Genomic DNA, 17215 nt, shown 5'->3' with positions numbered 1-17215 from the left:
GCCCGGCATGTCCGATAAAGATAGATATGACCTATCTCTCATTTCGGAATGCCTGCAGGGTACGAGTACCGCGCCGCGCACGTGGTACACGTACGGGCTGCTCCCGTCCCGTCCGCGGGCTGCGCCCGTCGCACGCGGGGGCTGCTCCCGTCACGCGCGCGCGGGCTGCCCCGTCCCCGCTCCTCCCGCTCCTTCGTGGTCCTCAGCGCCCGTACGCCTCCGCGTCGCCCATCCCCACCACCGTCAGGTGGGCCCGCTCCAGGCCCGTGTCCTCCAGGCAGCCGCGCAGCCGCAGGCGGTCGTGCTCGGTCAGCGCCGGCCGCACCACCCCGGCGAACACTCCGTCGCCGAGATCGCCCAGCGTCGCCTTGCTCAGCGGCACGGACGTGGAGTCGCGGCAGCCCTCCCACAGCTGCCGTGCGGCGAGGGCCCGGCGTTCCGGTGTCATGTCGTCGCCGCGTACGTCGATACGGACCAGTACCGACGTCGCGGCGGAGGCGTCCTCCGGCTCGTGCCGGGTCTGGGTCAGCTCGGCCAGGCCGACGACCAGCCCGCCCAGCAGGGCCGTGCCCACGGCGCCCGCGACCACCAGCCGGGCCGTCCGGCGGGGGGAGCGCCGGCCGCCCGGCGGCGGTATGTCGTCCAGGTCGGCGCCGACGGCGGGGTCGGGCGCGGCGAGCACCGCCAGCCGCCCGGCCAGATGCCGCTCCGCAGGCCGGGACGTCGACGCCGCGACCCGCTGCACCAGCCACGCGATGCCCGACAGCAGCACACCGGTGACCATCAGGACCGGCACGAAGACGAAGGTGCGCTCGGCGGGCTCGTCCAGCCAGCGGAACCGCGGCCCGCTCTCCTCGGCCCGCTGCCCCTGGCGCAGCCGCGCCAGTACGTCCCGCTGCCGCTCGGTGAACTCGCGCTGACGGCGGTCGGTGTCCCGGACCCGCTCCTCGATGCGCGACAGCCGCCCCAGCATCACCAGCCCGAGCATCAGCACCTCCACCACCAGCAGCACCACACCGCACAGCACCGCGCGCTGCCACTGCCAGCGGTACAGATACACGACGAAGTACACCGCCGCGCCCGCCGCGGCAGCAGCCCCGAAGGCATAGGCCAGCCGTCTCATCGGGGGCCTCCCGGGGGCGTGTCGGCACGGTGGACGTGTACGGGGGACGGGGGCGTGTCGACGTGCCAGTCGTGCCGGGGAGACGGGGGCGTGTCGACGTGCCGATCGTGCGTGGAGGTCGGGGGCGTGTCGACGTGGCGGCCGGGCGCCGGGGGCGGGGAAGCGTCGCCGGTGAGCCGGGTGGGGGTCAGACCCTTCGGGGGCTGGGCGTGTCTGCCGACGGGGTGGCCGTCCACCGGGGGCGACGGCGGTCCGGGGACCGCGTCCAGGTTTCGGCCGTCGACCGGGGCCGGGTGCGCGTCGGGGAATCGGCCGCCGTCGACCGGGCCGGGGCGCGCCTCGGGGAGCGGGTCGTCGGGCGGCGCGGCCTCCGCGCGCAGGTCGCCGGTCCTGCCGTCGAGGGTCAGCCGGGTGCCGGGCGGGAAGCGGTCCACGGCGTCCGTGGCGCCGACGACCGCCGGAAGCCCGAACTCGCGGGCCAGGACGGCGAGGTGGGAGAGCGGGCTGCCGGTCTGGGCGACGAGGCCGGTCAGCCGGGGGAGCAGCGGGGCGAGCGCGGGGTCCAGTGTGCGGACGACCAGCACCGCGTCGGAGGGGCAGGGCCCGGTGCCGTCCCAGGCCGTGCCGACGGCGCGCCCGCCGGACACGCCCCGGCCCGCGCCGGCGCCGGCCGACCCGTGCCGCTCCGCCCCGCGGCCCCGCGGCCGCTCGGCGACGATCGCGCCGTCCGCGGCGATCCGGAACGCGTCCGGCAAGGGGGCGGACAGCGGCCTCGGCACCCGCTCCCGTACGTCACCGGGGAGCGGACCGCCCTCCAGGGCCGCGATCAGCTCCGGCCACCGCAGCAGGCCGACCCGCGCGGGGTCGTCCAGCACGCCGCGCACCGCCAGTCGGCGCGCTCCCTCCCGCACCAGCCGCACCTGGAGCTCCTGCACCCACCGGATCCGCAGCCGCAGGGCCTCGCGGGGCGGCAGCGAGGGCAGGGTCGCGGGGCGTGGCGAGGCGGGGACACCACCCCGGTCGTAAGGGTCGTAAGGGCCGGCAGGTTCGCCCGGGTCCCGGCGGGGGCGTACGACGTCCATCGCGCCCGGAGTGGTCAGCGCCCGCACGCGCGCGTGGCCGTTGCCGGCGGGCCCGGTGGTCGGGGTCGCCGTGCGGGACGGGCCGCCGGAGCCGCGGTACGAGCTGTCGCTCACGCCCTCGACCGGGGGCAGCGGCGCCGACGGGAACGCCTCTGCGGTCCCCGACCCCGGTGGGAACACCTCTGCGGTCCCTGTCCCTGACGGGAACGCCTCTGCGGTCCCCGTCCCGGACGTCCGGACGCCAGCGTCGGGCCCGTACGGACCCGACCCTCCCGTCTCCCGCGGCAGGGGCTTCCCCCGCAGGCTCGGGGTGGTCAGGGCGAGGACCACCGGCTCGCTGCTGACGACCTGGTCGTCCGGCGTTCGCCGGGCCCGCGCGTCCGCCAGCGCGGCCAGGGCCGCTCCCGCGGCCGTACTGTGGGCCGCGTCGCGCAGCAGGGCACCCGCGAGGCTCTCCTGCGCGTGCAGGGAGACCAGCGTGGCGCGCGTCCAGCGCAGCGTGGCCACCAGCTCCGTGCCGGGCAGCTCGGAGGGCCGGGGTATCTCCGCGAGGCGGCGGTCGACGTCGGCGACGAGGTCCAGGGCGAGTCCGGGCAGCGCCCCCGTCAGCCGGCCCACCCGCCAGGCCGCGGCCAGCCGCCGCGCACCCGGCGCCGGGTTGAGCAGCGCCAGCCATCGCCGGCGGGGCGGCAGCGCGCCGAGCAGCCGTAGATCCGCGGCCGCCCGCCCGCCGACCGACGTCACGACCGGCACCGACCGCAGCAGCCGGCGCGGCGCGGTGCCGCCGAGGTCCAGCGCGGCGGCGAGACCGCGGGCCATCGGCGCCACCCACAGGTCCTCCTCCAGCGGGGCCAGCGGGTCGGGCAGCGTCTCCGCGACGGGGCCGGGGCCCAGCAGCCGGGCGCCACGCGGCGGCCGGGCGGCCATCGCCGTGATCGGCCGGCTCTGGAACAGCCACAGCCGGCCGTCCCCGTCGAATCCGAACTCGATGTCCTGCGGTCCGCCGAACACCCGCCGCGCCCGCCGCGCGAGCCGTGCCAGCCGGCCCAGTTCGGCGCGGCCGAGCAGCGGGCCGGAACCGGTGGACGCCGTCGTATCGGCCGGCGCCTCGACCCGCAGCAGCCGTCCGCGCGGGCTCAGCCAGTGGTCCGTACCCGCCAGCACCCCGCCGACCAGGGTGTCCGGCCCGCCGGGCACCGCGCTCACCAGCAGCCGGTCCGTTCGACCCGCGACGGGGTCGGCCCCGAACATCACACCGCCCACCCGTGCCCTGAGCATCGGCTGCACCAGCACCGCCATCGGCGCCCTCGTGCCGTCCGGCAGCTCGGCCGAGGCCCGCACGGCCCGTACCGCGGCGCGGAAGTCGGCGAGTCCCCGCACGTCCAGCACCGAGTCGAAGCGCCCCGCCTGGGACGACTCACCGGTGTCCTCCTGGGAGGAGGAGGACCGCACGACCAGGGGGCGTTCGCCTCCGTCGGAGAGTTCGTGCCAGGCGTCGCGCAGGGCGGGGGAGGCCTCGGGTACACCGGCCGGGATCACGAAACCGGGGAGTACAGGGAGTCCGGCGCGGGCCGCACGGGCGAGATTGGCGGCCTTGGAACCGGCCACGGCCGGGTCCGACGCGGCGGGCTGGTCCAGCGCGACGGCCACCGCGCCGTGCGCCGGCGACGACGCGCCGCGCGCGGCCGGGCCCCGCGGACCTTCTCCCTCGTACGCACCTTCTCCGTGACGTTCGTCGAGAGTCGTCATCGAGCACCCTCCAGGACCGACCGCCAACAGGGGGGACGCGCGGGGTTGGCCCTGCGCCTGACGGCGGAACGAAGGATGGGGCGAGCGCTGCCGAGCCGTTTCACGGGCTGCGGCGACGAAACACCTCCTGGGACCAAATGATCCCACTTACTCCAGGGGAACACCTCTGTTCGATGTCACATTCCGGCCAATTCGGGCTCGCCTGGAATTCGCTCAACTTTTACCCGTCGCAGGGCGTCGGCTCTTGCTCACCCGCCGCGTCTGCGTGGGGGCGTGGGCTCTCACCCGACGCGTCGGCGCGGGGACGTGGGCTCTTGCTCACCCGACGCGTCGGCCCTCCCGTCCGGTCCCGAGACCCCCGTGGTGGCCATCGCCGTCCGGGGCCGCCGGCAGCACACCGCACAGCGCCTCCAACGCCGCGGCGTAGGCGTGCTCTGGCGGAGTTGCGTAGCCCACCACCAGGCCGTCCATCGGCTCCATGTCCGTCTCCGGATGACGGAACTCCGCCAGACCGTCCAGGGCGATCCCCTGCCACGCCGCCCCCTTGACGGCGCTCGGCTCGGTCCCCGGCGGCAGCCGCAGCACCGCGTGCAGCCCGGCGGCCACGCCCGTGACCTCGATGTGCGGGGCCTGCGCGGCCAGCGCCGCGGTCAGCCGGTCCCGGCGGCCACGGTAGTGCTGCCGCATCCGCCGCACATGACGGTCGTACGACCCGGCGGCGAGGAAGTCGGCGAGCGCCAGTTGGTCCAGCACGCTCGCCCAGCCCTCCCGCTCGCCCTTGACGCCGAGGACCTGATCGACCAGGTGCCCCGGCAGCACCATCCAGCCCAGCCGCAACGCCGGTGACAGGCTCTTGCTCACCGAGCCGATGTACACGACCCGCTCCGGATCGAGGCCCTGGAGCGCGCCGACCGGCTTGCGGTCGTAGCGGAACTCGCCGTCGTAGTCGTCCTCCAGCACCACGCCGCCCCGCGTGCGGGCCCAGTCCACGACCGCCGAGCGCCGTGCCGCGTGCAGCGGTCCGCCCGTCGGGAACTGATGCGCCGGCGTGAGCAGCACCGCGCGCTCGCGCCCCAGCAGATCGACGCGCGCCCCGTGCTCGTCCAGCGGCAGCGGAACCGTCCGCACCCCCGCGCCCGCCAGCAGCTCCCGGTGGAAGCCCAGGCCGTACGCCTCCACCCCCAGCGGCCCGCGCAGCACCCCGCCTCCGAACAGCAGCCGCAGCGCGTGCGCGAACCCCGAGCAGACCACGATCCGCCCCGGTTCCGTGCGCACCCCACGCGCGCGGGCCAGATACTCGGCCAGCGCCTCGCGCAACTCGATCCGGCCGGCCGGATCGCCGGGCCCGAACACCTCGTTCGGAGCCTGCTGCAACGCCCGCCGATAGGACGCCTGCCAGGCCGTCCGCGGGAACCGTGACGCGTCCGGCGTCCCCTGCCGCAGATCGTGCCGCACCCCACGCGCGCGGGTCCTCGGGGCCACCCGTACGGCGGGGCGCACCGCCTCCGCCCGCTCGGCCACCCGCGTGCCCGAACCCTGACGGGCCGTCAACCACCCCTCCGCGACCAGCTCCGCGTACGCGTCGGCCACCGTGTTGCGGGCCACCCCGAGATCCGCCGCCAGCGACCGGTACGGCGGCAGCCGCGTCCCCGGCGCCAGCCGCCCGCTGCGTACGGCCTCGCGCAGCGCCCCGATCAGCGCCGCCCGCCGGCCCCCCGGCCCCGACAGCTCCAGATGCAGGTCGGCCCCGATCCGCTCCGCCGCGTCGGCCCATGACTCCGTCATGGATCGGGACCCTACAGTCGGTGGCCTCTACAGTCGGTGGCCTGTGGGGTGGGTGGCCTGTGCGGCCGGTGGGGCGGGCCGCAGGCTGCTACGCGGGCGGGGTGCCGTGCGGACGAGGCGTTCACACCGACATCGGGCGGTCGTACGGCGAGACAGGCGCCGGCAGCCGCGAACTCCCCGTCAGAAAGCGGTCCACCGCCGCCGCCACCGCCCGGCCCTCCGCGATCGCCCACACGACCAGCGACTGCCCGCGCGCGGCGTCCCCCGCGGCGAACACCCCCGGCACGTTCGTGGCGAAGCCCGCGTCGCGGGCGATCGTGCCGCGGGGCTCCAGCGCCAGCCCCAACTGCTCCACCAGCCCGTCCTTCCGGTCCGGCCCGGAGAAGCCGAGCGCGAGCAGCACCAGGTCGGCCGGCAGTTCCCGCTCCGTACCGGGCACCGGCCTGCGCCGCTCGTCGACCTCCACCAGGCGCAGCGCCCGTACCCGCCCCTCGGCGTCCCCGGTGAACCGCAGCGTCGACGCCGCGAACAACCGGGCGTCCGCGTCGGCGGTCGGCGCGGTCCGCAGCGCACCGGCCTCCTCGTGCGCGGCGGACAGCCGGTAGATCCTGGGATACGTCGGCCACGGCTCGGTGTCCTGGTCGCGCTCCTCACCGGGCTGCGCGTAGATGTCCAGCTGGGTGACAGAGGCTGCGCCCTCCCGGACCGCGGTGCCGAGGCAGTCCGCCCCGGTGTCACCGCCGCCGACGATCACCACATGCCGTCCTGCCGCCGACAACGGCGACGTCTCCAGGTCGCCCTCGCACACCCGGTTGGCCAGCGGCAGATACTCCATGGCCTGATGGACCCCGGCCAACTCGCGTCCCGGCACGTCCAGTTCCCGCCATGCCGTCGCCCCGGTCGCGACCACCACCGCGTCGTACCGTGCCCGCAATTCGTCCGCCCCGACGTCCCGCCCGACCGCCGTCGACGCGCGGAAGCGGGTCCCTTCGGCCCGCATCTGCTCCAGCCGCCGCTCCAGATGGCGCTTCTCCATCTTGAACTCCGGGATGCCGTAGCGCAGCAGCCCGCCGATCCGGTCGTCCTTCTCGTACACCGCGACCGTGTGCCCGGCACGGGTCAGCTGCTGCGCCGCCGCGAGTCCCGTGGGCCCCGACCCGATCACCGCGACCGTCTTCCCTGACAGCCGGTCCGGCGGCCGGGCCGGCGCGAACCCCTCCTCCCACGCCCGGTCGGCGATCGCACATTCCACGTTCTTGATCGTCACCGCGGGCTGGTTGATCGCCAGCACACATCCCGCCTCGCACGGCGCCGGGCACAACCGCCCCGTGAACTCCGGGAAGTTGTTGGTCGCGTGCAGCCGGTCCGCCGCAGCCCGCCAGTCCTCCCGCGACACGAGGTCGTTCCACTCCGGGATCAGATTCCCCAGCGGACACGCCTCGTGGCAGAACGGGATCCCGCAGTCCATGCACCGGTCCGCCTGCTTGCTGATGATCGGCAGCAGCGCCCCCGGCACATACACCTCGTCCCAGTCCCGGACCCGCTCCTGAACCGGCCGCCGGGGCCAGTCCTGGCGGGGCGTGGTCATGAACCCCTTGGGATCTGCCATGGCCGTCTTCCTTGCCTGCGCGTCCGACCGGCCGTGCCCCGTCCGGCGGCACGCCTGCGGCAACGATACGTCCCATTCGCCCGGATCGCAGAGGCGTGAGCGGCGCCCGGAGGAGGCCGACCCCGGTACTTTGCCGAGGCAGACCGGCGCTCAGGCGAGGGCGAGGACGAAGAGCACCGCCGCGGCCGCCGAGGCGACCGTGCGTATGTGGTTCCAGCGCGTCCACTCGCGCACATACGCCGACCAGTACGCGTCCGCCTCCGCCGTCCCGGGCGTCAGCCTCAGCAACGCGTCGTTGCGCGGCACGTTCGCCACGACCGTCACCCCGAACGAGCCGAACACATACAACGCACTGCCCGCCAGCACCTCCGCCCTCCCCTCCTGCGGCCACACCACGAACGTCACCACCGCCAGCACCGCACACAGCACCGCCGACCCGATGAACACGCTCATGAACGCCGGTCTCGGCGCCGCCCTGTTGATCGCGTTCATCGCCGCCACGCCCTGAGCGGGCGGCAGCGCGGCCAGTCCTCGCATCACGAACGTCGAGAAGGCGCAGAACGCCCCCGCCACCAGCCCTGTCCCGAGCACCCCCAGCACCGTCAGCCAGAAGAACGGTCCCTCGATCACGCCCACCGCCTCCTTCCCTCTCCGTCCCGTTGCCCTCAGTCAATGCCGTCGCGCCCGTCCGGACCATGGCCGACGAGCGCGCGGACATACGCGAGCGTCCATCACGGCCCGAGCGACCCCCTCACGCTGGGCGGCCCAAGCAACACCGGGCGGCCCTGCAACACCGGGCGTCCCCTCACGCTGGGCAGCCCAGCAACGCCGTCCGGCCCCCTCACGCTGGGCGCCCCCCCGCAACACCGTGCGGCCCCCTCCGCCGGGCGGCGCGTCAGGCGACTCACCCCGCCGCCTCGGCCCCCGCCTCCCGCCACCCCCGCAGCACCGTCTCCACGGCCGGCATGATCCGCCGCCGGGCCTCGTGCCGCGGCACGCCGTTCATCAGCAGCACGTCGTACGGCGTGTCCACATGCCGCACGGACGCCACCACCGCCGAGATCACCGCACCCTCGGACAACGCCCGCCCGGCCGCACTGCGCCCCACCCGCCCGCTGCCGCGCACCGAGGCGTGCCCGGCGATCCGCCGGGCCCGGCCCTCGGGGCAGCCGGGGAACAGCCGCCGTATCTCCGCCGCGAACGCCTCCACGAACCGCGCGTCCTCCACGGCCCGCCGACGCGCGTCCCGCGCCCGGCGCCGACGCCGTGCCTCCGCGTCCGCCAGACACCGGGCCTCGGCCCGCGCCAGCGCCGCCTCCTCCACGAGGACGCCCTGACGTTCGTAGCGGCTCTTGCGCCGGTTGAACCGCACCACCACCGCCGACAGCCCGCTCTCCTCCCGTGACCTGCGCGTCAGCGCCGTGTCGCCGCGCGGCAGGAACACCAGGTGCCCGAGGTCCGCGCAGTCGAGGCAGCGTGGCGCCCGCTCCTCCAGGACGACCATGGACAGCGGCCCACGACGGCACACGGAGCAGCGTTTCCTCTTCAGCGGCTGGATGACGAGAAGTCCCGGCCGGTACGGGTGCGTTGCGGGAACTGCCATACCCGCTTCATGCCCTTCGACCACCCCCTCTCCACTCGCACGTGCCCACATGAGACCGCCCGCCCGAGCCCTGGCCGTACCCTGCGGCGGGGACACCCCGCGCGCGCGGCATCATGGCCGTGTGCGACTCGAAGCGATCACCTGGGACCGGCTCGCGGACACCCTCGCCGATCGGCTGCTGGACCTGGAACCGGCCGACGGAAGCCCGTGGCCGCGCGTCGGCTTCGACGGGGCACCGGCGGCCCGCCCCGGCGAGCTGGCCGAACGCGTGTCCGAGGCGCTGCGCCTCCGGGGGCGCTCGTCGCTCGTCGTGGGGGCCGAGGGCTTTCTGCGCCCCGCCTCCCTCCGCCTGGAATACGGCCGCCAGGACGTGGAGGCGTATTACGGAGGCTGGTTCGACACCGGGGCCCTGTGGCGCGAGGTGTTCGGCCCCCTCGAACCGGGCGGCGACGGCCGTGTCCTGCCCGACCTGTGGGACCCGGCCACCGATCGCGCCACCCGCAGCCCCTACGTCCAGCTCGCTCCGGGCTCCCTGCTGTTGCTCCATGGTCCGCTCCTGCTGAAGAACTGGTTCCCCTTCGATCTGACCGTCCACGTCCTCCTCTCCCCGGCCGCCCTGCACCGCCGCACCCCCGAGCCCGAACGCTGGACCCTGCCCGCCTACGAGCGCTACGCCCAGGAGACCGATCCGGCGGCGGTCGCGGACGTGGTCGTACGGGCCGACGATCCGCGCCATCCGGCGTGGAGCGGCTGACCACCGCTTCGACGCGGCGGGGCCGAGGCGGCGGGGAGCCGATGCGTCCGCGGCTGCGAACCGCGCGTGCTCCGGCCGTGTGCCAGGGGTCCGGGCTCGGGGTGCGGGGCTTCTGCCGCGCGGTGAGAATGAGGGCGCCGGGACTAGCGGTGCGTCCCGCTCCGCGCCGGCCGTCCGGCACCGGGAGGTACCTTCATGACCACCGCCGGAGACATCATGCACCGCGGTGCACAGTGGATCCCCGCCCACGAGACCCTCGACCGAGCCGCGCAGCTGATGCGTGAGCTCAACGTCGGCGCCCTGCCCATCGGCGACCAGAACGACCGCCTCTGCGGCATCATCACCGACCGCGACATCGTCGTCGGCTGTGTGGCGATGGGGCGCGACCCGTCCAGGGTGACCTGCGGCGAGATGGCCCAGGGAACGCCCCGCTGGATCGACGCGAACGCCGACATCAGCGAGGTGCTCCGGGAGATGGAGGACCACCAGATCCGCCGGCTGCCCGTCATCGAGAACAAGCGTCTCGTCGGCATGATCAGCGAGGCCGACCTGGCCCGGCACCTGCCGGAGGACCAGATCGCCGAGTGGGCGGAACGGGTCTACGCCCGGCCCTGACCCTCGCCCCTCCCCCCTCGTCGCCTCAGCCCCCGTTCCGCCCGGACCGCGACGCCGGGCGGGACGGCCTGGGACGGCCCGGACCGACCGTGCGGCGCGAGGGTCCGCCCGGCCCCTCAGAGCCAGCCGTTGCGCCGGAAGCCCCGGTAGAGCGCGAGGCAGGCCAGGGTGATCAGGCCGAGGACCATGCCGTAGCCGTAGCGCCAGCGGAGCTCCGGCATGTGCTCGAAGTTCATGCCGTACACCCCGCACACCATCGTCGGTACGGCGACGATGGCCGCCCACGCCGTGATCTTCCGCATGTCCTCGTTCTGCGCCACCGTCACCTGGGCGAGATGCGCCTGGAGGATCGAGTTGAGCAGTTCGTCGAACGACGCGATCTGATCGGTCGCCCGTATCAGGTGGTCGGACACGTCGCGGAAGTATGCCTGTATCTCGGGGTCGATCACGCGCATGGGCCGGTCGGCGAGGTCCAGGAGCGGACGGCCCAGCGGGACCACGGCGCGCTTCAGCTCAAGGAGTTCGCGCTTGAGCTGGTAGATACGGCCGGGATCCGCCCGTGCCCCGTTCTCCGCGAAGACGTCCGTCTCCACCTGGTCGATGTCCAGTTGCACCGACTCGATGACGCCGAGGTAGTCGTCGACCACATGGTCGGCCACCGCGTGCAGGACCGCCGAGGGGCCCTTGGCCAGCTGGTCCGGGTCGGCCTCCAACTCCTCGCGCAGCGGTCCCAGCGAGCCGTGCCGGCCGTGGCGCACCGTGACGACGAAGTCGGGGCCGACGAAGACCATGATCTCGCCGGTGTCGACCACCTCGCTGGTGGCCGTCAACTCCTCGTGCTCGACGTAGCAGACGGTCTTGAAGACGGCGAACAGTATGTCGCCGTACTGCTCGACCTTCGGGCGCTGATGCGCCTCGACCGCGTCCTCGACGGCCAGCGGATGCAGGTCGAACAGCTCGGCCACGCCCGCGAACTCACGGTTCGTCGGCTCGTGCAACCCCAGCCAGACGAATCCCGTGCCGCCTTTGCGGACCCTTTTCACGGCGTCGGCCAGGTCGCCGTCGACGGGCACGCGAGCGCCGTCCTCGTAGGCGACGCAGTTGACCACCGAGGAACCCAGCGGTGACCGGGCGGGGTGGCTGAGGTCGACCCGGCGCCGCCGCCGCGCCAGGCGTGCCACTCTGCGCAGGCCGTCGACCGCGCCGAGGCTCGTGACCTTTCGCAGATTCCCAGCCATGGACATCGGACTCCTTGCGTGGTTCTTTCGCGCCACCTTCCCGCGCCTTGTCGCGTCAGTGTGCCAGCAAGCCGCACGCCGCGGGGGAGCCTGTGGGTAGCACGGATTCCGCTTTGTTCCCGCCTGTGGACGACGGGGCCGATCGGTCGATTTCCGGGCCTCCGCCGCCGGCTGACGTGCCGTCGGCCTGCGCGGCCGGTGGACATCCGGTCGTCCCCGAGCGTCGCCACATCGTGACAACACGGACAACTGGGATGATCGCGGCATGACGCAAACCGACGGACACCTGCTCGACGACCTGGATCACCGCGACCACCGCCCCGAACCCGGCGAACAGCCCGTCCCGCACGAGGACCACGCCGGACTCCTCGGCCATCTCGCCCCGCGCGAGCCCCAGGAACAGCGCGAGCCCGACCCTCGCCGCGAGGAGCGCGCCCGCCGACGCGCCGAGGCGGCCGAGTGGCGCGCCGCCTTCGCCGCGCTCTACGACCCCGTCACCTTCCGGCACTTCGAGGAGTTCCGCGTCGGACCCGGCTGGCGCTGCTGGGAGGTCGGCGCGGGCGGGACGACCGTCGTCTCCTGGCTGGCGAAGAGGGTCGGCCCCACCGGCAAGGTCGTGGCGACCGCCACCGACACGTCCTGGGCCGACTCGCCCTCCCGCCCCCCGGTCGAGGTGCGGGTGCACGACGTGGCCGCCCAGGAGCCGCCGGGGGAGGGCTTCGACCTGGTCCACGCCCGACTCGTCCTCGGTCGCGTCCCCGACCGGGAGCGGGCGCTGCGTTCCATGGTCAAGGCTCTGCGGCCGGGCGGGCGACTCCTGGTCGAGGACACCGACGCCGCCCTCCAACCGCTGATCTGCCCCGACGAGCACGGCCCCGAGCAGCAACTGGCCAACCGGTTGCGGCAGAGCGTCCGCACCCTCCTCGCCGACCACGGCGTGGCCCTGGCCCACGGCCGCACCCTGCCGCGCCTGCTCCGCGCCGCCGGCCTGCGCCAGGTCGAGGCCGACGCCTCGTTCCCCGTCACCTCCCCGGCCTGCGCCGCCCTGGAGACGACGACGATCCGTCAACTGCGCAAGCCCCTCGTCGCCGCGGGCCTCGCCACCGACCACGACATCGAACTCCACCTCTCCCACGTCTCCGCCGGCCGCCTGGACCTGGCCGCACCGGCGATGATCTCGGCGTGGGGGCGCAAGCCGTAGGACCGGCGGCCCCCTGCGTCGAACCACGTCGGGCCGGGGGGAGGCGGGCTCCGACGCGCCGGCACCGCCGTTCAGGCGTCTCCCGGCGGACGTCTCCCCAGAGGGCGTCTCCCCGGCGCACGTCTCCCCAGAGGGCGTCTCCCCGCGGTGGACGCATCCCTAGCGGGCGTCTCCCCGGCACGCGTCTCCTCGGCCGCCCCCACCCCTCGGCGGCCGTCCCCCCACCCGCTCGACCGCCGCTGCCCCGGCCCGCGCCCCCTCCGCCGCCGCGGCCGCGGGCTCGGCGCCCCCGAGGAGCGCGGCGAGGAAGGCGCCGGTGAAGGCGTCACCGGCGCCGGTGGTGTCACGGGGTACCGCGGGCACGGCCGGCACACGCGCGCGTACCGCGCCCGACCAGGCCACCAGCGCCCCCGCCGCGCCCTGCTTGGCGACGACCAGCGGAACATGGCGGCTGAGCTCGGCCGCCGCGTCCTCCGCGTCCGGCAGACCGGTCAGCAGGCACGCCTCGTCCCGGCTCGGCAACAGCACGTCCACCCCCTCCACGAGCGCCTGGAACCGCTCCACCCCCAGCCCCTTGAGGAAGCCCGCCGAGGCCGGGTCCAGGCTGACCGGCACCCCACGCGCGCGGGCCGACTCGATCGCCCGCGCCACCAGCGCGCGGCTCGGCTCGGAGAACAGCAGATAGCCCGACAGATGCAGCCGGCCCACCCCGTCCAGCAGCGCCTGCGACCAGTCGTCGGCGCAGAGCCGCAGGGACGCGCCGCTGTCGGTGAGGAACGTCCGCTCCGCGAACGCCTCGGTGTCGACCAGGCACACCACGGTCCCGGTCGGCGCCTCCGGATCGACGACCAGCAGGGGCTCGACGCCGTGCGCTCTCAGCTCCCCCTCGTGCCAGGCGGCCGAGTCCACGCCGACCCGCCCGAACATCCGCACCTGCGGGCACCCCCGGTACGCCGCCCAGCAGGCCACATTGGCGCCAGCCCCGCCCGGCACCGACCGGATCGCCGCGGCCGTGTCGGTGCCCGCGGCGAGCGGCCCCCGATGGCGGGCGACGACATCGGTGATCACATCGCCCACCACCAGCAGCGCCCCCCGCTCCGCCGCCGCACCCCGCGGCCGGGTCACTCCTCGGTCCAGGCCGCCGCGATCCGCGCGGCCAGCCGCACATTGCCGCGCACCGCCGCGAGATTGGCGCTCAGCGAGGCACCGTCGGTGTGCCGCACGAGATAGTCGAGCAGGAACGGCGTCACCGCCTGGCCGCTGACCCCCTCCACCTCGCAGGCCCGCAACGCGTCGGCGAGCACACGCGCGTGCAGCTCCGGATCCAGTTGCTCCGCCTGCGGCACCGGGTTGGCCACGATCAGCGCCGACTCCGCCGCGTCGAGCGCGTCCTGCGCCCGCATCACCGCGGCCACCTGCTCGGGGCTGTCCAGCGTCCACTCCACGGGATGCCCCGAGTCGGACAGGTAGAAGCCGGGGAAGCGGTCCGTGCCGTAGCCGGCCACCGCGATGCCCAGCGTCTCCAGCCGCTGCAGCGTCGCCGGTACGTCGAGAATCGACTTCACCCCCGCGCACACCACCGTGATCCGGGTGCGCGCCAGCAGCCCCAGGTCGGCCGACTCGTCCTGGGTCACCGTCCACTCCCGGTGCACACCGCCCAGCCCGCCCGTCGCGAACACCCGCACGCCGGCCAGCGCGGCCAGCGCCGCGGTCGCCGACACCGTGGTCGCGCCGCTCGCCCCGGACGCCACCGCCAGCGGCAGATCACGGTGGCCCAGCTTGCGGATCCCCTCCTCGTTGGCGACCCTCTCCAGCTGCAGCTTGTCCAGGCCGACCAGCGGCCGCCCGTCCAGCACCGCGATCGTGGCCGGTACCGCGCCCTCCCGCCGTACCGCCGCCTCCAGCTCCTGCGCCACCTCCAGATTGCGCGGGCGGGGCAGCCCGTGCGCGATGATCGTGGACTCCAGCGCCACCACCGGTCGCCGTGCCTCGACCGCCTCCCGCACCTCTTCCGACACCACCAGCACCACGCGCCTGCCTCCTGTCTGTCGGTCTTCCCTCATCTCTGGCGGGCGGCACCCCCGGCCAAACCCCCGCGACGCCCCGGCCGACCCTTGCGGCAGGCCGGGCGGACCCGCAGCCTGGGGTACATGACGGACAACACGGCACGTCTCGACCATGTCGTCCTCTGGTCGCGCGACCCCGTCGCCTCGGCACGCTTCTACGAGACGACGGTCGGTCTCCTCCCCGTGCGCCTCACCGACTACCTCAAGGGCGAGGCGCCCTTCCCCTCCGTGCGCCTGAACGACGACAGCCTGCTCGACCTCATGCCCCTCGACGCGGCCGCCCGCATGACCATGCTGCCGGGCGCCGCGGACAGCGCGGGCCACCCCGTCAACCACATCTGCCTGGCCCTCATTGCGGAGCGCTTCGAGGCGCTGCGCGCCCGTCTCCAGGACAGCTCCGTGCCCGTCTCGGACTACGCCCACGGCGCCTTCGGGGCCCGCGGCCACGCTCGGCGCAGCTTCTACTTCCGCGACCCCGACGCCAATGTCGTCGAGGTACGGCACTACGACTGACCGCGCGCCTCAGAACAGGGGCTCGGGCAGCACACCCTCCAGGGCGAGCAGCTTCCGCTTGGTCTCCAGGCCGCCGCCGAAGCCCCCGATGCCGCCGTCGCTCTCCACCACCCGGTGGCAGGGCACCACCACGGGCAGCGGGTTGGATCCCATCGCGACGCCGACCGCCTGCGCGGCTCTCGGCTCGCCGACCCGCTTGGCCAGATCCCCGTAGCCGACCACCGTGCCGTAGGGGACACCCGAGGCCAGCTCGCGCAGCACCTGCCGGTTGAAGCCCGAGATCAGCGACCAGTCCAGGGGCAGCTCGAAGTCCCGCCGCTCACCCGCGAAGTACGCCCGCACCTGATGTATCGCCTCGGCGAGCAGCGGCGAGCCGGGATCCTCCACCGGGTCGGCGCCCAGCCGGGACGCCAGCCGCTCCAGCGCCTTGCCGCGCACCGCCTCGTCGGCGTGGAACACGACGTTGACCAGACCCTCGCCGGTCGCCGCGAGCAGCAGCGGACCGATGTCGGTCCCGACGACGGTCCACACGACCTGCTGCCCGTACCGCCCATGGCTGTCCATGCGCCCCACCGTACGACCCGCCACTGACAACGCCCCCTGACCAGGGATTTCACCCCCATCGCGGACCCTCCGCGCCAGGCCGTGGACGGACACCGGCGGCGGGTACGGCACGGACACACAGGGGAGGGACCGGCCTGCGGCCGCTCACGCCCGCCGCACAACTGAAACGGGGCCGTGTTTGTTTTCCGGAAAGTCGTTCGAGCATTCCTGTGGGAGTCATACTTCCTGCACTCGGCCCTGACCGCCCGAGCGGTCGGGCAGGGGCGCATTCAGAGATTTGCGGGACGCAAAGGGCGGAAGGGCAGCCGCGCATGCAAGGCACGGTCGACGGATTCAGCTACGGCCTGGTCACCCCGGTGGTGGCCTATCTGATGGCCTGCCTCGGCGGTGCCCTCGGCCTGCGCTGCACCACGAGGTCCATGCTGGTCACGCAGTCCTGGCGGCCCGGATGGCTCGCCCTGGGCTCCGCCGCCATCGGCTCCGGCATCTGGACGATGCACTTCATCGCCATGATGGGCTTCACCGTCGAGGAGGCCCCGATCCACTACGACCGGCCCACGACCTACGCCAGCCTCGGCGTCGCCGTCGTCATGGTCGGCATCGGGATCTTCATCGTCGGCTACAAGGGCGCGCGCGGGGCCGCCCTGTTCACCGGCGGCACCATCACCGGACTCGGCGTCGCCTCGATGCACTACCTGGGCATGGCCGGCATGCGCCTGGACGGCCGGCTGCAGTACAACACCCTCACCGTCGCCGCCTCCGTCGTCATAGCCATGGCCGCCGCCACCGCCGCGCTGTGGGCCGCCGGTCAGGTCAGGGGCTTCGCCTGGAGCGTCGGTGCGAGCCTCGTCATGGGGCTGGCCGTCAGCGGCATGCACTACACCGGCATGGCCGCGCTCAGCGTGCATCTGCACGGCACCGCCGACCCGGCCGCCGGCGAGTCCCCCGCGGCCCTGCTCGCCCCGATGATGATCGGTCCGCTGGCCTTCCTGTGCCTGGCGGGCGTCGTCGTGCTCTTCGACCCCCTGATGATCATGGGCAAGCCCGTTCCCCGCGCGGACCCCAAACCCGGAGTCCCCGCCCACCCGCCGCTCACCTCCACCCCCCGCCGCCGCCCCGGCCGCCCGGCGAACGTCCACGCCCACCGCACCCCGCAGAACCGCTAGGGCACCCCCACCCGGCGGGCCCGGCCCCGAGGGACGGCACCGACCGACCGAGCCCCGCGCAACCCCTGAGCCCGCCCGGCGGCAACCCCGGCCCGCCCCCCGCAGAGCTCCTGAGGCCGCCTCTCGCACCCCTTGATCCGGCCCGGC

15 protein-coding genes are annotated in these 17215 nt (G+C 74.5%); 5 read left to right on the top strand and 10 right to left on the bottom strand.

Annotated elements, in window-relative coordinates; genetic code table 11:
* Positions 1-202 precede the first annotated feature (202 nt).
* From ACSU6M_RS08425 to ACSU6M_RS08400, 6 genes are all read right to left on the bottom strand, one after another.
* A complete protein-coding gene (locus tag ACSU6M_RS08425) occupies positions 203-1123 on the bottom strand; it encodes a hypothetical protein (RefSeq protein WP_437068383.1) in 921 nt (306 codons plus the stop codon).
* Entirely contained in the window at positions 1120-3954 is a 2835-nt protein-coding gene (locus tag ACSU6M_RS08420; RefSeq protein ID WP_437068381.1) for a PEP/pyruvate-binding domain-containing protein, read from the bottom strand. The genes ACSU6M_RS08425 and ACSU6M_RS08420 overlap by 4 nt, the downstream gene beginning before the upstream one ends.
* Positions 3955-4272: 318 nt before the next feature.
* Positions 4273-5739, bottom strand: coding sequence for a PLP-dependent aminotransferase family protein (locus tag ACSU6M_RS08415; protein ID WP_437068380.1), 1467 nt, complete (start codon positions 5737-5739; stop codon positions 4273-4275).
* A gap of 121 nt (positions 5740-5860) precedes the next feature.
* The gene (locus ACSU6M_RS08410; RefSeq protein WP_437068378.1) at positions 5861-7348 is read right to left on the bottom strand and encodes a glutamate synthase subunit beta; all 1488 of its coding nucleotides are present in this window, start codon (positions 7346-7348) and stop codon (positions 5861-5863) included.
* A 150-nt stretch (positions 7349-7498) separates the two neighbouring features.
* On the bottom strand, positions 7499-7978 hold the full coding sequence (locus tag ACSU6M_RS08405) for a DUF1772 domain-containing protein (RefSeq protein ID WP_437068376.1): 480 nt from the start codon (positions 7976-7978) through the stop codon (positions 7499-7501).
* Between the two features lie 274 nt (positions 7979-8252).
* The gene (locus ACSU6M_RS08400) at positions 8253-8951 is read right to left on the bottom strand and encodes a DUF2293 domain-containing protein (RefSeq protein WP_437068375.1); all 699 of its coding nucleotides are present in this window, start codon (positions 8949-8951) and stop codon (positions 8253-8255) included.
* A 121-nt stretch (positions 8952-9072) separates the two neighbouring features.
* Between ACSU6M_RS08400 and ACSU6M_RS08395 the strand changes: the two genes are divergently transcribed.
* Both ACSU6M_RS08395 and ACSU6M_RS08390 read left to right on the top strand, forming a co-directional pair.
* Positions 9073-9705 carry a uridine kinase gene (locus ACSU6M_RS08395; RefSeq protein WP_437068373.1) on the top strand — a complete coding sequence of 211 codons (633 nt, stop codon included), beginning with the start codon at positions 9073-9075 and terminating at the stop codon, positions 9703-9705.
* 195 nt (positions 9706-9900) lie between these two features.
* Entirely contained in the window at positions 9901-10320 is a 420-nt protein-coding gene (locus ACSU6M_RS08390; RefSeq protein ID WP_437068371.1) for a CBS domain-containing protein, read from the top strand.
* Between the two features lie 116 nt (positions 10321-10436).
* Here ACSU6M_RS08390 and ACSU6M_RS08385 read toward each other — a convergent pair whose 3' ends face one another.
* Positions 10437-11564, bottom strand: a complete 1128-nt coding sequence (locus tag ACSU6M_RS08385) for a magnesium and cobalt transport protein CorA (RefSeq protein ID WP_437068369.1) — start codon at positions 11562-11564, stop codon at positions 10437-10439.
* A gap of 259 nt (positions 11565-11823) precedes the next feature.
* Here ACSU6M_RS08385 and ACSU6M_RS08380 point away from each other — a divergent pair, with 259 nt between their 5' ends.
* Positions 11824-12759, top strand: a complete 936-nt coding sequence (locus ACSU6M_RS08380) for a methyltransferase domain-containing protein (RefSeq protein ID WP_437068367.1) — start codon at positions 11824-11826, stop codon at positions 12757-12759.
* A gap of 159 nt (positions 12760-12918) precedes the next feature.
* Here ACSU6M_RS08380 and ACSU6M_RS08375 read toward each other — a convergent pair whose 3' ends face one another.
* Together ACSU6M_RS08375 and ACSU6M_RS08370 are read right to left on the bottom strand one after the other, a co-directional pair.
* Positions 12919-13884 carry a carbohydrate kinase family protein gene (locus ACSU6M_RS08375; protein WP_437068365.1) on the bottom strand — a complete coding sequence of 322 codons (966 nt, stop codon included), beginning with the start codon at positions 13882-13884 and terminating at the stop codon, positions 12919-12921.
* Positions 13881-14789 carry a pseudouridine-5'-phosphate glycosidase gene (locus ACSU6M_RS08370; protein ID WP_437068363.1) on the bottom strand — a complete coding sequence of 303 codons (909 nt, stop codon included), beginning with the start codon at positions 14787-14789 and terminating at the stop codon, positions 13881-13883. The genes ACSU6M_RS08375 and ACSU6M_RS08370 overlap by 4 nt, the downstream gene beginning before the upstream one ends.
* A gap of 120 nt (positions 14790-14909) precedes the next feature.
* Here ACSU6M_RS08370 and ACSU6M_RS08365 point away from each other — a divergent pair, with 120 nt between their 5' ends.
* On the top strand, positions 14910-15338 hold the full coding sequence (locus ACSU6M_RS08365; RefSeq protein WP_437068361.1) for a VOC family protein: 429 nt from the start codon (positions 14910-14912) through the stop codon (positions 15336-15338).
* Positions 15339-15347: 9 nt separating this feature from the next.
* Here ACSU6M_RS08365 and ACSU6M_RS08360 read toward each other — a convergent pair whose 3' ends face one another.
* Positions 15348-15902: a methylated-DNA--[protein]-cysteine S-methyltransferase gene (locus ACSU6M_RS08360; RefSeq protein WP_437068359.1), complete on the bottom strand. Its 555-nt coding sequence runs from the start codon at positions 15900-15902 to the stop codon at positions 15348-15350.
* A 311-nt stretch (positions 15903-16213) separates the two neighbouring features.
* Here ACSU6M_RS08360 and ACSU6M_RS08355 point away from each other — a divergent pair, with 311 nt between their 5' ends.
* Entirely contained in the window at positions 16214-17068 is an 855-nt protein-coding gene (locus tag ACSU6M_RS08355; protein WP_437068357.1) for an MHYT domain-containing protein, read from the top strand.
* Positions 17069-17215: the final 147 nt, after the last annotated feature.

It is taken from the genome of Streptomyces sp. enrichment culture (assembly GCF_964272895.1).
Lineage (GTDB): Bacteria > Actinomycetota > Actinomycetes > Streptomycetales > Streptomycetaceae > Streptomyces.
This window is presented reverse-complemented; position numbering and strand designations above follow the sequence as displayed.